Origin of the sequence: Burkholderia sp. BCC1998 (genome assembly GCF_905339875.1) — a bacterium.
In the GTDB taxonomy this organism is placed as follows: domain Bacteria; phylum Pseudomonadota; class Gammaproteobacteria; order Burkholderiales; family Burkholderiaceae; genus Burkholderia.
In genome coordinates this window covers 102568-118271 of record NZ_CAJPHE010000014.1, presented here as the reverse complement: position 1 = coordinate 118271, position 15704 = coordinate 102568, and the positions used below count along the sequence as shown (strand labels likewise).

Below are 15704 nucleotides of genomic sequence, written 5' to 3'. Positions count from 1 at the left end.
CCCCACCATCATGATCGAATTCAAATGGGATCACCTGCAACTCTGCTCGGCCGATGTCGAAGCGACGGCCGCCTGGTTCGCGCGCTGTCTGAACGCCGAAATCGTGCGACGCCCCGGTCGCGTTGACCTGCGGATTGGTGACATCAACCTGTTCATCACGGCGCTGCCGCACGCGCATTCGGCGATCAAGCCGGACGGTGCCCGCGTGCAGGGGATCGATCACTTCGGTGTGCTGGTTGAGAACCTCGATGCGGCCTACGCCCACCTCGTCGACAACGGTGCCGAGATCGCCCAGCCCATCACGCGGGTCCGCGCCGGCGTGCGCTGCTGTTTCGTGCGCGCGCCTGGCGACATCCTCGTCGAAGTGCTCGAGCGGCGTCCGGCCGAGATGACATTCAACTGAACCCGGTCTATAGTCGGCGCACGCGGTCACGCACCAGCCGCATCCTCATCACGACCCCCATGCAGAACTGGATCACCCTGACGGAAGCGGCACGGCGGCTCGGCGTGCGGGCACAGACCGTCTATGCGTACGCGAGCCGCGGTAGCATCGCCGTGATGCAGGATCCGGACGATCCGCGCAGGAGCCTGTATCGCGCCGAGGACGTGGTCGCACTGTGCCGCAAGAAGCAAGTCGGCCGCAAACGTGCGGCGCTGGCGGCCGGCACGATCTTCGGCGCCGAGCCGTGCATCTATAGCGGCATCACCACGTTCTCGAAGGGTCGCGCGTGGTATCGCGGCCGCGACAGCATTCAGCTCGCGGATAGCGCCACGCTCGAGGAAACGGCTGCGCTGCTTTGGCAGGCCACCACGCCCGTGTCGTTCGATGCGCCGGCGATCGTACTGCCGGCCGGCGAGCGCGATCGGCAATGCGCGTTCACGACGCTCGCGACGCTCGCCGCACACGGCCATTCGACGCTCGGCCGGCTCGACAGCGCGCTCCACATCGAGGCCGGGCAGCTCGTCGCGATCGTGTCGCGCGCGTTCGGCGCACATGACGATGCCGGCGCAGGCACACTCTGCACCCATCAGCGGCTCGCAGCCGGCTGGACCCTCGACAGCCGTGGCGCAGACCTGCTGCGCCGCGCGATGGTGCTGGTCGCCGACCACGAGATCACGAGCTCGGCATTCGCCGCGCGCATCACGGCATCGACCGGTGCTTCCCTGGCCGGCTGCCTGCTGACAGGGCTCGCCACGCTGTCGGGCCCGCTGCACGGCGACGCGTCGGGACGCGTGCGAGCGATGTTCGACGACGTGCAACGATTGGGGGCCGAGCGCGTCGTCGATCATCACCTGAGGTCCGCGATCCCGCTTCCCGGTTTCGGTCATCATCTGTACCCCGACGGCGATCCGCGCGCGGCCGCGCTGCTCGCGCGACTCGACCCGCCGGCCGAGATCGCGCACTTCGTGGACAAGGTTACGGCGCTCACCGGCCTGCGGCCGACCATCGACGTAGCGCTTGCGATGCTGTCGGTGCAGCTTCGGTTGCCCCGCGATGCGGCGTTCGGGCTGTTCTCGATCGCGCGCAGCGTCGGGCTGCTCGCCCACTGCATCGAGCAGTTGCGCGTCGGCAAGGTGATCCGGCCGCGCAGCCGTTACACCGGGCCGGCGCTCGACGATCGGCATCTGCGGCCCGCCGCAGACGACGATGGCAAATTACCGAAAGCCGGCGTGATCGATAAGAATCGCGTGTTCAAGGTGGTGGAGTAACCCGCGTGACGCGCCGCAGACCAAATTGAACGTGTCACCGTTTGCGAGGCAAAGTTGTCATCTGCCGCGGCCTGCGAAGACCGGTGTCAACTCCCCTGCGACGCCGGCAGCGGCAATCACGCGTTGTGCGAAATCTGAGTTTGAACGGGCAATGACAGCATAGTGATAAGGTTCCCTATCCTGCTGTCGCGTGCAGTTCCCGACGACAAGATCGGCACGCGACAGCGAAAGGCGTTTCTGGGGCGACGCGAACGACGCTGAACGACCCGTCGCTGCCGGTCAAGCACTTGTCGTCAATGTCGCTTTTTCATCGATTGCTGCACCTCGGCCGACGTAGCGGGACTCTCGCTGTTGGCCGCTGACCTGTCGCTGGCACAGTCCGGCTCAGGAGCTGACGCGCGGCCGGTCTGAAGGGCGAATTGGCACCGTCCTGCAGCCAGCACGCTAAGGCATTTGCCATTCACGCACTAGCTTTGGCTCTGTGCCAAGGTTGCGTCGTACATCTTTCTAAGGAGCGGCGTCACTAGTGCCAGAGTGGCCTCCCAGTCTGTCTCGATGAGCATCCCATACTTCTGCGTGAGGATCACTTCGCGGTCGAAAGAGAAGTTGGTTGGCGTCTCTAGGCCGACGATGAGCTGCATGCCGGTAGGCAGATCCTTCGCGATGAAGCTTAGAACGGCCGGAAGGTTGAGATCGTCTTGAGCCTGCTGGTTGGGAGAATCAATAACCACCGGGACGTCGTACGTACCCGACTTTCCCTGCACGGTACGCCAGATGGCGGCGTAATAAGCCAGTATGGACCGCGGGCCGCCGCTGCCCGAAAGCGAAGGACGCGACGCCAGTTGCATGTTCTTGGTCGGCACGGGATGCAATTGCAATGCAATACGACTGGCTGCATAGTGCTCGCGGAAATCCGTAAGGATTGCCTTCGTTCGTTTGAGCGAGCGAAGCTCGTTCATCTTAGTCTCAAGCGCATCGATGGTGAGAACCACGGCATCGATGCCAGCTTGTATCTGCTTGCGCTCCTCTTCGAAGGCCGCGAATGCGGACTCGGCGCCAAGGCTGCCGACGACATCCTTGAATTTCAGCTCTCCCTTGCGCGAGTCCAACAGACGGGAAATGCGCAAGTAGTTCTCGTTCAGTGAATTCAGCTCAGAGAATGCCTTGTGCGTCCGAGTACGAACCTCCGCAGCATCCTCTCGGAGCCGTGCGGCAAGCTCCCGAAGCACCCGAGCATCCTCGGCGAACTCCAGCAGGTCAAGGAAGGGCTTCTCATGCTCGGCGTGGCACGTGGGGCAAATGAGTGGATCTGCGCCTTCCTTAAGAAGATACTTCGCATCGCTGTCGTATGCAGCCAAAGCTCTTTCGGCAAGATGTATCTGATGATCCAGACTCTTCACGAGCTCTTGCTCACGGACGATAATGCTCCTAAGGCGCTCCTGTCGAGTGTTGAGCTCATTGACCTCTTTGGTGAGTTGCTCGATCTCTGCAGCAAAGTTGTCGGCGTTGACTTTGGGGCCTGTCAGCGGGACAGACTTGCTGAAGCGCTCGATGGTGCGCTCTAGCAGTTTGTATTCCCGACGGTGCTCCTCGAGCGCCTTGGCATGTTGGGACTTCTCTGCGCTGGCTGCGTAGTATTCAGGCGGGCAGACGCCAGTGAAGTATTCGAGAATTGGCTTGAACGGTGCGCTAAAGCGCTTCATACCACCGAAAGTGTTCCATTCAGCCTGCCAACTTCCGTCTTGGTTCACGTAGAACGGAGCGAAGAAGCATGCTGGGTCAGCGGGGACAACCTCTGCCTGTCTCTTGTCAGAGAAGACTAGGTTGAAGTCAGTTGTCTCGCAGAAACGCTTAGACCATTCGCCGAACTTAGCCGTCGAAATGAGCAAGTTGAACGTAGCGTCAAAAAGCGCGCGCCGGCCGTCCTGATGAAGCGCGAAGTAGCGCTTGTCATCAACAGAGAACTCAAGCAGCGAGACAGCGTTCTGGTCCCATTGTTCGAGCTTCCCTTGCGGCGTGGCGCCGAGCGTCTCAAACAGGCTCCGAATCAGCGTCGTCTTGCCGGTATGATTTCTGCCCACCAGCAGGTTCTTGCTCGGATGAAACTCCACGTGTCGAGCCTTGTGCTCCTGATGTGAGAGCAGCCAGATGTTTTTGAATCGGAAGCGATGCATAGTCTTTAGTTCTCAGGCTTCGGACGAGGAGTCTCAGTTCGGGTCCACGCATTTTGTTATGGCTCTCATGACGAACCGGGCTATCAGGTCGTGGTCGCGATGGGCGCTGAACTGGACCTTGAGCTCGGCTAGCGCGGCCTCGACGAACGGCCGCAACTTCGATGTGGGCGGGTTGGCCGCAATCCAGACATCGCTGAAATCGTCGATTTCTCTGGAGACGTCAGTTCCTCCGGTGAGTCGCTCCTGCTGGGCGCGCGTGGCTGCGACGCGCACAGACGAGATGGTCATGAAGTCCAGCCCTTCTGTTTGAAGCTGGTTCATCCAATCATTGAATAACGCATTGCGGTCAGGCACGGTCTCCAGCGCCGCCAGAGCTGCGACAAATGCGCTTTTGGAAAACCCACGCTCCTTGACGAGTTCGTTGAACGACAAGCAGGTGTCGGTTCGCCGAGTAAGGGGCGATATTTTCATTAGGAGCGATTCGACGAAGGCCTTGGCTTGGCCAGCGTGCCCGGGACTACGCTCGTTTAGCAGATCCAGCGCAGCTTCAATTGCAGGCGCATTGAGGTTATCCGGGTGTATGGCGACCTTCTGGAGCTTCATGCGGGCTAGGTCCGGCGGTAAGCCGCCGGGTGACAGCGAAGCTAAGGCGTCGGTCAAAAGCTGCACATGGTCAGTTGCTAGGTCAGCGAGCGAGCAAGCCATCGCCGTGGCCGTCGCCCCCCCGGTTTTAAGCGGGAAGTCGCAACCCTGATTCGAGAGGAATACGCCCTCTACCGGCAGAGCCGTGAAAGCGTTCAAGCTTAGGTGCAGTTTACCGAGAACCGATTCGGGGACCTTTTTGAAGTCGGGGGCCTTCGCCAACTTGGGTGGCGCAGCGTTTGCCTTAGCCGCCTTCGTCGAGGGGGCCGGCGGAGCCTTGGGTTCGACGGTGCCGGTTAGCACAGACCATGTCCAAGTGCCGGAATCCTTCTTCTTGACCTGGTAGACCTTCACCCGAGTCGGGGCTGTCACGGAGTCAAGCTCGGCAACATCCTGAACGGATTCGAAGAGGAGTAAGAAGTCCGGCTCACTCGCCTTCTCCAACTCCATCATTCGGAAGACGGCCCAGATGCGCGAAAAGTCGACGCCCTTGGCCCCGTGCCCGCCACCGGCCTCTGAGTATTTGGGATTGTTTGCAACGGACAAAAGCTCCGCCGCGCCGTTGATACTGCTCAAGCCGTCCTCCCCATTCACCTCCATTTACGCGGAGGAATTCTTGTGTTTAGTGCGTGCCATGGTATCGATGACCGATAGGGACATCGTAACGCATTGAAACGTACATTGTATTTGCAAAATGCAGATTTTCCACGCCTTGATCGGGAGGCAGTGGCATGAACATGGATTCAAGCTCAGCTCACTCCGAGAGCTCTTCCAAAGAACCCTTGGGGCAGAAGGCACGGGCTTTCCCGAGCGTATTAGTAAGCAATTGAGGCATGTGTGCCACGCGAAACGCCAAGGCGATTTTTCGTCCCTGAGCAATGTCTGTTCGAGCGCTAATAGCGGTGGACGCGACACGCCCTTCTCCTCATATTCCTCTATGCGTAATACTTGAAATTGTGCCGCCACTTTTCTGGTGGCAGTCCCGGATTGGCGAGCAGGATTTCGCCAACCCTGTCGGAGTACTTTACCGTGATAGGCTGCCCTTCGCCCAACTGGCACGCGTTGTAGTTCAACTTCGTAAGTCCGAGAATGTCTTTGGCAACTTGCACAATATCGGCGCCGCCGTGCTGGATGCTGATTGCCAAAGGAACTGGCACCTCAAAGCCATCGTAAGTCGCGATCCGCGGCTTGAAGCCGTTCGTGAACAAGAGTCCGTATCGCTCAGAGCGCTGCCAGAACACCCCACGCTGAACCGGATGTTGACCCCGCTTCGACACGTTTGGGTGTTCATCGTATCGATAGAGTCGTAAGCCACCACGGTCCTGACGAACCCGTATTGCGGTCAGCTTGACGCCTGGCGGACACGCGCGAAGAAAGCCAGTGTATTCTTCCGTGTCGATTCCAGAACGGGCATGCAGGAATATCTCCTTCAAAGGACGTCCATCCTCCTGCTTGTACGTCTCGATTGTGCCGCGAAGCAGCGCTTCGGCCTTGTCGGGCGGCAGATGAAATTCGCCGCGCTCTTTTGAATACCACGGACCGAACTCTCCAACAAAAACCACGCCGTCGCCGCTGTCAAGAAACATCTGTGCGGCACAACACGCGTTGCGCCCATCCTCCGTCAGCTTGTATGCAAGGCCGACATAGCACACTCCCTCCCGCGCCCACGGCGTTTTCCACGGCTTGGCGCCGCATTTATAGAAAACTGCTGTACCGAAGTTCCAGAGCCGGTCCGACAGCGGATTGGTCCCAGGCTCACCGTTTCGGACCGGTGGCACGATTCGTAGCGTCGATTCCTTAATAATCTGAACCGGCAGCTCGTGTGCCATCATTCTCGCCTTAAGCTGACGTCGAAAGTCGGGCGACAAGCCGCGAGCTTCCTCAAACTCGTCCATTTCCTGCAGTACATCCAGAACGGCCGGATCCTCGTCGTCGAACATACGGGTCTGACCGCTGTTGCGATCGTCGATCGCATCCTTGAGAAATTTTTCCTCGCGCCTGCTTCGGGCGGTATCACTGCGCTTTGCTAGTGCAACCGATGATTTCGGTCGACAGTTTTCGTAAACCTCATCGGGGACGACGCATACGGCAAGCGCCGGCCTCGCGTCGAGCTTCGAAAGCCGGCCAGTTGGCGCCATATACAGTCCCGCAACCGCATAAGCGCGTTCATATTTGTCCGTCTTGCGCGAGGCGTCCGACAGACCGGCAGCATCTACAAGGTATCGGCGGACCGGATTCGGCCATCGTGCGCCAAACGCAACGTCGAAGCCTGGAAATGGAGGCCACGCCCGGTGGCGCGCCGGATCAACACACGCTACAGAGGTATTCAGCGCAGCGCACCAATCGTTCCAGAGTTCGACCCCTTGAGCCGTGCCGATGACAATGTGGTCGGGCAACTGTGTACGCGGCTCTGCCGGCCCAAAGAGTGCGAGACCATCATGCGGGTCTTCGGCGGTCTGGCCATAGCCGAACTGAAGCAGGGGCTCGCCAAGGAAGTGAAATACGTCCGTCATAGTGCGGAAGCTCCGTCGCTCGAGGATGACGCATCACCGCCTTCCCCATCATCGTCATCGTCTAGTCGCTCGCGATACTGAGCGATCTCTTGGCCAATATCCGACAAGCCGGACAGCGCTAATACATCGAGACCGACCGGACACTCCCAACTGAGCGGCCGGGTCTGCATGATTACCGTGCGCCTCCCTTCACCTACCATCACGTGACCGGGTGAGGTCTCAAGGCCCTGAACTACGCCCAGCAGGCGCGCAAGCCATTGCTGGTTCCACCACGCTCTTGTGACGATCTTTCGACGCCGCCCGATTTCTTTTCCCTCGAACAATTCACCATCGAGTGTTGTGACACGCACGTAGACTTTGACAACCACGTTCCATGACCCATCAACGTCAAGCTGCGGGCGAAAAATGGGAGCTAGCTGGTAAAGGAACCGTGACGCGCGCTCCCCCCAACCTTTCGTGCGCTCGCCCGTAAGCTGCACACTTGTTGCGCGCCCATCGACATGCCGTATGGCCTGATTCCACTCACCCGACTCGCGCTCGGGAAAATAGAAAACTTTGCGGTCGTGGCAAAATCTGAGGCCTTTCTGTGCGCAGACCACCTGCAGACTGCGCCAAGCCAGTTCCTTTGCGAGATCCTGAGTCCGCTTGCCATCCCGCTCCTTCACGTGATGCCACAGGAATTCAGGTGTACGGTTCACCTTTATCGCCGGGATGGCGTTTTCCGGGGGCGGAGTGAAAGCAACAAGTCGGGTCGCGCCAAGTTCGACAAATGCCCATCGACTGCGGAGATCAAGCACTTGTGCTTCCGTAAGCGACCTACGAAGATCGAAAAGTAGCATCGATTCCGGAAGCTGAAGGGCGAACACATTCGCATAAACTGGCTCAGGTTTCGCGACGATCACCCGCGTCGGCAGGTAATCACGAAGGGCAATCTGACGCCCTCTTTCGCGATCCAGGCTTGGCTTGCTACCCAACGTACTTAGTCGAGCAAGAACCTGGTCCAGGCCAACGTTCCATGAATCCGTGAAGACGGCCGGAACCAATTTCGTCAATCGCGAAGGCATGTGTAAATCAGATGCCACGGCGACCGTGCAAGGTAGAACGAAATCCGTCTTGCTCGTAGCGAGCGTGCATCGTTCGACGAAGATACTGTCTGACAGGCTGGCAGTCGACACCAGCGGCAAGTATTGAAGTGCGCGAGCCTCAAGTAACGTTCGCACAGCATCGTCGGGGTGCTCCCCGGCAAGCGGTGCACTGCCATGACACCATGTCCGATATCCCGCAAGCGTCAGTCGACGGGCTAGCCATGTGGCAACGGCGTGATCTTCCCTCACATGATCAATCAGCAACGTATCGCGGCTCTCAGCGATTGACTCTCCACCGCGTTGTGGAAAGAACGGAGGCGCGAAGATGCTCGGGTGCTGCGCTATCAGATGACGCTGCGGTCCAACAAGTTGTACGCGCAGTCGCTCAAGGTCGAAGAGGTCAAGCGACCAACCGTACGTGTCGTTGACAAACTGATGTGCGAAATCTTTGTCCGATGCAGACAGCGCCTCCGTACAAACAAACACGAAGACATCTGGCGCATGACCCGTATCATGAACCCGCTTGCAATCGCTGCGGAGCTTTGCACGCCAGTCAGACCGGACCGTGTAAGCAAAGCTGATTTTACGGCCCTGACTGTCACTTCGGATGAGCGCGTCCCGGCCTTCGTCACCCGTCCCGCCAAGCGGATCTATCTCCAAGTATCCCAACCCCGCCAAAATAGCCGAGCTCAGTCGTTCGAAATCTCTGTAATCCGAGATGCACTCAAGACAGTAGGTTATCGGGTCAGCGGACATGGTGAAGTGAAGTTAGAAGGACAGCCTCGTCAGGTTTTATGTGTACGCGGATAATCTTTCCTTCCCAGACTAGCGAACACTCTCGCATCTGCGTGCCCGGTGCGAGAGAGGCCGGGCGCTCGACTCGGAAATAGAGAACGGCGCGTCACCAAGCGATCGAATTACAGAGCCGGCCTCCCCAAGCAACATAAAGGTGTGGTCTGCACCCTGTAATAAATAGTACGTCGCGTCGGATTTCGACGACTCCGCTGAGTTGCTTAGGATCACTGCTCGATAATATGAAAGCATCGCGCGACCTTCACACGCCCAAGCTTGCAGCTCCTGCGCAGCACGAGGCTGATCGCCGTACTGGTATGGCACGCGACCAGTGACTGCTAGATAGATTTTCGCGAAATTTTCGCGCCCCAAGCGACGCGGTTCGTCCAGAAATGCGCTGACGAAGAATGTGTAGCCAAAAAGAGCCGACTCAGCGGTCACGACAGCAAGCAGCATCACGAATGTCACACGCCGCATCGCGCGTCGTGGGCGAACGACATGTTCTCGTTCGGCAGTACGGCCGTGCCGCGCGCCGAGCACCTTCCACCGCCACCACACTTCGGATGCTCGTCGCGCTTGCGGCTCGAGACCTCGCGTCGCGATATAAGCCGCGACCGCGTAGCGCTGCCTCAAACCAATCTGATCGATACCGCTGCGGTACACGCGTCGAGCCCGCCGGCACCACCGCTTGAGCGGCAGGAATGGCCATCGCGCCATCATCCATTCAGGCACCGTCGCCATGACCCACATAATCAAAAACGGCGCCACTGCCGACAGCACCGGCATCATCCAGACACGTGCCACGGTCGCGCCTGCAAGCATGACATCGGATAGATCGCGTCGAAACATCAGGCCGGGTACTCCGGCCGCCTCTTCCCAGCCGTTCAAGTAGGAGCGGCCAACCACGTAGGCGAGGCCTGTGACTAAGGTCAATGCTAGCGCGCTCGCTTCGAACAAGTGCGCCGCGACATAGTTGCCGACTCGCTGCCCGATCGATCGTATTGAATCAGCCGCATCGGGCGAAGTCGGGCTGGAAGTGCTGTCGATATTCAATGCTGGGGCGTCCTTCATCAAGACGCCCCCTTATCGTCGAGCCGGGCACGGGCCGCGGCAATCGATTGGTGCAGCTTCGCCTGCAGCGTCTCGCGTGGCGGCAACACGGTGAGATACTCGGCGACGTGAATGCCGCTTTTGCCGAGTTCAAGCAATTCGATCTGTTCCTGTTTTTTCCCAGCGCACAGAATAATGCCGATCGGCGGCGCTTCATCCGGCTCCTGCTCGTGCTTCGCGAGCCAGCGCAAGTACAGCTCCATCTGACTTTTATACTCGGCCTTGAAGGCGCCGAGCTTCAACTCGATGGCGACAAGGCGCTTGAGCTTGCGGTTGTAGAACAACAGATCGAGATAGAAGTCGTCGTCGTCGATTGGCAGCCGCTTCTGGCGCGCGACGAATGTAAAGCCGGCACCGAGCTCCAATAGGAACTGTTCGATCTCGCGCAGAATCGCATCCTCGAGGTCGCGCTCAAGATAGTGGTCGTTGAGTCCGAGAAAGTCGAGGATGTACGGATCTTTCAGCACGAGATCGGGCGTCATCTGCTGTGCGTCACGCAGGTGCGCCACTTCGCGCCGGATCACTTCGTTGGGTTGGCGCGATAGTGCGCTGCGCTCGAACAACATCGACTGCATCCGCTCCTGCAACTGCCGCGACGACCAGCGCTCCAGGCGAAAGAGTTCTATGTAGAAGTCGCGCTTGAGCGAGTCTTCGACGTACATCAACATCTTCAGATGGGTCCAGCTCAATTCTCTCCGCAGTGCGGAGAGAATTGACTCGTCCGAGAACACCTCCGCCGCGCGGATGCAGTGGCGCAATTGCTGCTCGCTCCAGCCCCGGCCGTATTCGGCTCTCAGTTGCCGGGCGAGCGCAGGGAGGATCTGTTGTCCATAACCCGCGCGCTCACCGCCCAGCACATCATCTCGAATGCGACAACCAACCTGCCAATAAAGTAGGGTCAGTTCGGCATTGACGGCCGCCGCCGCTCGGGCGCGCGCCGAATCAATCATGTGGCGGATGTCGGTCAATAGGGATGCGGGGACGAGTTCGGTCATCTGGTCTTGAATGGAGGACTCGGCGGGCCGGCGCGCGCCAATAGGGGCCACGTTACCGGAATCTCAGCCACGGCGGAACCCTGCTGGGCGCTCCCCCAATTCTCTCCGCACTGCGGAGAGAATTCAGCCGCCGGCGCGCCGAGGCCCTTCCCTTTCGCCACGCTAAATGTGGGCGCTCGCAATTGAGCTTCAGCACCGTCTGAGACGAAGTCGCCTCGCCAACAGCCCCGCCCGGATCGAAGAACCTCCCGGCCCGCGTGTGACGCAATGGCCAATGAACCCGCCCACCGGCGCGTCGTCGCCGGCGCCAGAAATACCGGGGCGCCGAAACGGTGACGGCACCGCTTTTCGATCGCCGCGGTGTGGCCGCGCAATTCCCTACAGGGAGTACCGCGCACGCCGCGGCTTCGTCCATGTCCCGAAATGAAGGGTAACATAGCCCTGAATATGTTCCCCTTCAGTTCTCGCGATTGAGTGCCTCGATGCCAACGAGGTGTTACACGCTCCAGCAGATCTGTCACCGCTCCGAGTTGATTGGCCCATGCAGATCGTTGATACGTATCAGTGATCTTCAGCGTGAGAGGTCCGCCCCGCACAGGAACGTGTTGGCGCTCACCGAGATAACCTGCGATAAGCATCCAACTAATAGCCGACCGAACGGCCGATTGTGCAGACGTCTGCACTTTCTTCCGTGCAATTCTCTCTACCCGTCTGGCTGGCCGACGCGGCTACTAATCAAGGTGCGTTCACTGCATCTTTGAACGCCTTGCCGACACTGAACTTTACCGTCTTCGCAGCCGCGATCGCTATCTCTGCGCCCGTCGTCGGATTTCTACCGGTCCAAGCGGCACGTTGCCCTTGCGAGAACGAGCCAAAGCCGACGAGCTGCACGCTGTCGCCTTCGCTAACGGCGCGCGTGATCAGATCCAGTATGGCCTGGATCGCCTCGCCGGCGGCAGATTTTGTTAGAAAGGCGTCTAGCCGTTAGGCGATTGGTCGCCGAATTCGACATTGCAGCGAGGGAGATCTACGGGCCGAGCCCTGGACACAAATGGCAGGCGCCACCGGCCCGCTACCGCGATCCCGAAACAGACGCGACGTGGAACGGCCGCGGCAGCCCACCGTCATGGATCAACTGCACGGATCAAGACTCGTTTGCCATCGACCGATAGGCCGGACTTGCGAGTCGATTCGGCACTGTATATATTTACAGTGCCGTTTTCTCTTTATGCCAGCGATCTCCCGATACTGGCTCGCCTCCGCCATGTACTCAGAACAGGACCAACCGGACGTTGATCTCGTGCAATACGAGCACGCCGTGCAGCGCGCGGCACACGATCTACAGCGCATCGTCGCCACGCTCGCGCAACGCTATCTCGATGCGTTCAGCCGCGCCGCCGACCCTCGCCTGCTCAGCTGGCACGCGTTGCTCGAAATCGAGGAGCAGGCGTTTTCCGATCTGGGCTTTCAGGGACGGCACGACCCGGCCGTCATCCGCGCGTTCGCTCGGTTGAGCGAGAGCCACCTACCGGGCGGCAATTCCGACGCCGCGGTCGACTGGGGCCGCGATGATTCGCACCTTCCCACCGTGTACGCAATCGTTCGGACGATGGTCCAGGCGAACTCGGGCAAGCGAGTATGAGCGACACGATGCTCGAGCGCTCAGCGCTGCACACCGCTCAGAAAGAAGACGAGTGGCGTGTAGCAGGGGACCATGGCTGGACCCACCCCGGTGGATGAACGATCGACCGAACCATAGTGTCGGGCGTTGACATTTTTCTGGTGCGGAACACGGACGGTAAGATGCACGGCCCGAACGGGAACACTGGCGCAGCAAAAATGGCGTTCCGCCGGCTTTGCATGTGACGAGGCATCCTCCCCTTCCGGTTGGACGCTCAGGCGCGAATCGCAGATTCGCGTCCGGTGGTGACGGGCAGACATTCAGTATATAAAGTACGTCATGAACCCAATCTCCGACTGGCTTTCCGCCCCGACCGATGCCTATCGGCAATGGCAGCACACCGAAGCCGCCGGCGCGGATCGACGCGCGTTCTCGCCCCGCTCGATCACTCAGCACGAAGCGATGTTCGAGCGCTTCATGCGACACCTCGCGGCCGCACGCAAAACGCTAGCCACCTTCGGCCCCGAGGATCTCGAATCGTTCTTTGTCGACCTCGACAACCGGTGCCAGCCCGGCACGACGACGCGCCTTCGGTACCAGAAGCTGATCGACCGCCTGTGTCGCCACCTGACTGACGTTGGCGTGCGGCAAACGAATCCCGCGTCCGCATTCGCGCTGGCTCAGGCCTGGCCCGAAGACGAACCGAATCCTGTGTATGTCCCCGAGGCCGACGACATTCGGCTGCAGGCGCACGTGCTCGACATCGACGGCATGGACGCCCGCGTACTGCGCAACCGTGCGATCGTCGCCTTACTGCTTGCCACCGGCATCACGGCGCAAGAGATCCGTTTGGCGAAGGCCGCCGAGGTCGACCTGTCACCTGTCCGTCCAAACATCGAAATCCCGAAGCGCGGCGCGCGCGATGCGCGTCGCATCGGTATTGCCGAGTTCGCCCTGCCAGCCCTGTCCCGTTGGTACACGCAGCTGGCGGCAACGGATGATGGCCTTCTCTTTCCATCACCTCGCGCCGGCGGTCCGATGAACGACGCGCTGCTCGGACTCGCCGTGCGCGACGAGCTGCTCGCAATCGATATCCGCCTGCCCGACATGAGTCCGCGGACCTTGCGCAACACTTACGCTCGCCGCCTGCTCATCGCGGGCCGCAGCAACGAGGATACGAGCCGGTTGTTGGGTCTCACTAGCCAGCGTACTGTTGTGCGACTGCGATCGACGATTCCCTCGTCCGGCGACGGCACCTGACCTTGACTTCGTCGGCCACTCGGTACGTTGAAGGGACCACCCATCGCGCTGGCTTTTCTTTCGATCGGAGATGCCGGATGCACCACAAGACGCCATACAGCGAACTCGACGACCTGCCCGCGGGCAAGGCGCTTGCCGATTTCGATTGATCGTCTCCGACGGCGACCAGCCGATCGTCGTCGTGCACATCGGTATATGCGCGACAATGGGTTTCTGGTCGGCGAGATTCTATGCGGTCTGATGATGGGTCGACGCAACCGTCACTTCCGAATTCCAGCCCAATCCAATACACGTTGGGAAGTCGTGGCCGGCACTGACGAGGATGCCACAGTGCACATGCGCGTCGCCCGCAGGCTCGCAAGCAATGTCCGACCCTGCCCGAGCTATGGAATGCACTGGTGATCCTCACGACTAACGCTCGCGGGCGAGTCCGGATTCTGTTGACTCCGCTCGTTGATCGCCGGCGCTTCAAACCTGCCAACATCGTCCGCTCGTGAAAGAATGCGGACCACACGCCTGACCTGCATGCGGCGGACCGTTTCCAAGATGAACGGAAAAACGAGGTCGAGTCATTGAGCGCCGTCTCGCCTTGCTCAACGTCGGCGCCGGTGAGAGGCCATGAAAAATGTCCGCTGTCAAGCTGCTTTTAAAGCTACGTGGTGAATGAATAGTCCAAGCTCGACAATGGCTTAGGCCACGTTCCCAACGTTTTGAGCCATTTGTCGCAAATGCCCTGGGTGCCGCATAGGTGCATCGCGACGGGAAGATTGGAAGTAATGGAGCCCACTCCTGCGTGAGCTATAAAGGGCTTCAGCGTCTCGAAATCGCGCTGGAGCACCTGCGGCGACCACCGATCATGCCGGCTTGCAGATACGCACGGTCATGCCCGCTAAGCGATACTGGACTGACGGATGGAAGTCGATCGGATGCCGTGATGGGCGTAGTCAAATAACAGTTGAAGTAGAAGCGCGCCGCGGCTGCGCGAAAGCTAGACATCGCGGACATGATGCCCCGCCGACTCTCTGGCAATCAAGATGAATTCACCGAGCGCTTACGCAGGAATTCATCACGCTCAACTGCCCCCAGTAAAACGGAGTGGTCGAGCGTGTGATCCGTACATTGAAGGAGCAATGTATGCGTCCGGCCAACACACTCGGAACCCTCGGGCTAAGGTGGCCAGGATGGAGTCCCGGCATTCGTCGCCAACGTGCTGCTGTCGGTGGCCGTCTTCACCGCGATGTTCACCGGCTACACCTACCTGGCCGATCTGCTGGAGCGGGTGGCCAACGTGCCGCCGGCACACGTGGGCTGGTGGTTGATGGGCTTCGGCGCCGTTGGCTTGGTTGGGAACTGGCTTGGTGGCCTTTGGGCGGACCGCTGGCGACGACTGCCGCATTCAGCGTGGTGCTGGCGGTCGGCATGCTGGCCACCTTGGCACTCGCAGCGCAACACGTCGGCTTGGCGATCGCCCTAGGCGTGTGGGGCATCGCGAACACGGCGCTGTACCCCATCTGCCAGATTCGGGTGATGAAGGCTGCGCCGCAGGCGCAGGCCCTGGCGGGCACGATCAACGTGTCTGCCGCCAATGGCGGGATCGCGCTGGGCGCGGTGATCGGCGGTGCCAGCATCGCAGCGTGGGAAGCCACAGCATGGCCCTGGTCGGCGCGGCGATTGCTGTGATTGCAGCCATCGCAGCGTTGGCACTGAGCCACTGGTTACGGCGGAGGCCAGCAGCGTCCAGCGTCCCCTGAATGCGGTCGGCATTTGCGAGTGTGCGTTGCTATCCCATACCTTCCAACTGA

At 60.0% G+C, this 15704-nt stretch carries 12 protein-coding genes and 1 pseudogene; 6 read left to right on the top strand and 7 right to left on the bottom strand.

Annotated features, from left to right (window positions below):
- The first annotated feature begins 10 nt into the window (after nucleotides 1-10).
- Nucleotides 11-403: a VOC family protein gene (locus U5A56_RS23320; RefSeq protein ID WP_257774517.1), complete on the top strand. Its 393-nt coding sequence runs from the start codon at nucleotides 11-13 to the stop codon at nucleotides 401-403.
- Between the two features lie 59 nt (nucleotides 404-462).
- Nucleotides 463-1710 (top strand): citrate synthase family protein, encoded by a 1248-nt coding sequence (locus U5A56_RS23315; RefSeq protein WP_257774518.1) that lies wholly within the window; start codon nucleotides 463-465, stop codon nucleotides 1708-1710.
- A 467-nt stretch (nucleotides 1711-2177) separates the two neighbouring features.
- Here the strand turns inward: U5A56_RS23315 and U5A56_RS23310 are convergent, their stop codons facing one another.
- The 7 genes and pseudogenes from U5A56_RS23310 to U5A56_RS23280 form a co-directional block, all read right to left on the bottom strand.
- Nucleotides 2178-3884: a hypothetical protein gene (locus U5A56_RS23310; RefSeq protein ID WP_257774519.1), complete on the bottom strand. Its 1707-nt coding sequence runs from the start codon at nucleotides 3882-3884 to the stop codon at nucleotides 2178-2180.
- A 33-nt stretch (nucleotides 3885-3917) separates the two neighbouring features.
- A complete protein-coding gene (locus tag U5A56_RS23305) occupies nucleotides 3918-5102 on the bottom strand; it encodes a DUF4297 domain-containing protein (RefSeq protein ID WP_257774520.1) in 1185 nt (394 codons plus the stop codon).
- 359 nt (nucleotides 5103-5461) lie between these two features.
- Nucleotides 5462-7039, bottom strand: coding sequence for a hypothetical protein (locus tag U5A56_RS23300; RefSeq protein ID WP_257774521.1), 1578 nt, complete (start codon nucleotides 7037-7039; stop codon nucleotides 5462-5464).
- Complete coding sequence (locus tag U5A56_RS23295) at nucleotides 7036-8880, bottom strand: hypothetical protein (RefSeq protein WP_257774522.1); 1845 nt, start codon at nucleotides 8878-8880, stop codon at nucleotides 7036-7038. The genes U5A56_RS23300 and U5A56_RS23295 overlap by 4 nt, the downstream gene beginning before the upstream one ends.
- A gap of 69 nt (nucleotides 8881-8949) precedes the next feature.
- Nucleotides 8950-9987, bottom strand: a complete 1038-nt coding sequence (locus U5A56_RS23290; protein ID WP_257774583.1) for a hypothetical protein — start codon at nucleotides 9985-9987, stop codon at nucleotides 8950-8952.
- Nucleotides 9987-11021 (bottom strand): PDDEXK nuclease domain-containing protein, encoded by a 1035-nt coding sequence (locus tag U5A56_RS23285; protein ID WP_257774523.1) that lies wholly within the window; start codon nucleotides 11019-11021, stop codon nucleotides 9987-9989. The genes U5A56_RS23290 and U5A56_RS23285 overlap by 1 nt, the downstream gene beginning before the upstream one ends.
- Nucleotides 11022-11756: 735 nt before the next feature.
- A pseudogene (locus tag U5A56_RS23280) lies at nucleotides 11757-11987 on the bottom strand (HU family DNA-binding protein); the annotation flags it as partial.
- On the opposite strand from U5A56_RS23280, the gene U5A56_RS37200 reads away from it, so the two are divergent.
- The 4 genes from U5A56_RS37200 to U5A56_RS23260 all read left to right on the top strand — a co-directional run bounded on the left by U5A56_RS37200 (nucleotide 11984) and on the right by U5A56_RS23260 (nucleotide 15582).
- The gene (locus U5A56_RS37200; RefSeq protein ID WP_415749233.1) at nucleotides 11984-12193 is read left to right on the top strand and encodes an H-NS histone family protein; all 210 of its coding nucleotides are present in this window, start codon (nucleotides 11984-11986) and stop codon (nucleotides 12191-12193) included. The pseudogene U5A56_RS23280 and the gene U5A56_RS37200 sit on opposite strands and share 4 nt — an antisense overlap.
- Before the next feature lie 92 nt (nucleotides 12194-12285).
- On the top strand, nucleotides 12286-12663 hold the full coding sequence (locus U5A56_RS23275) for a DUF2471 family protein (protein ID WP_321924768.1): 378 nt from the start codon (nucleotides 12286-12288) through the stop codon (nucleotides 12661-12663).
- A 318-nt stretch (nucleotides 12664-12981) separates the two neighbouring features.
- Nucleotides 12982-13902 carry a tyrosine-type recombinase/integrase gene (locus U5A56_RS23270; protein ID WP_257774525.1) on the top strand — a complete coding sequence of 307 codons (921 nt, stop codon included), beginning with the start codon at nucleotides 12982-12984 and terminating at the stop codon, nucleotides 13900-13902.
- Nucleotides 13903-15321: 1419 nt separating this feature from the next.
- Nucleotides 15322-15582 (top strand): hypothetical protein, encoded by a 261-nt coding sequence (locus U5A56_RS23260; protein ID WP_321924766.1) that lies wholly within the window; start codon nucleotides 15322-15324, stop codon nucleotides 15580-15582.
- Nucleotides 15583-15704 lie beyond the last annotated feature (122 nt).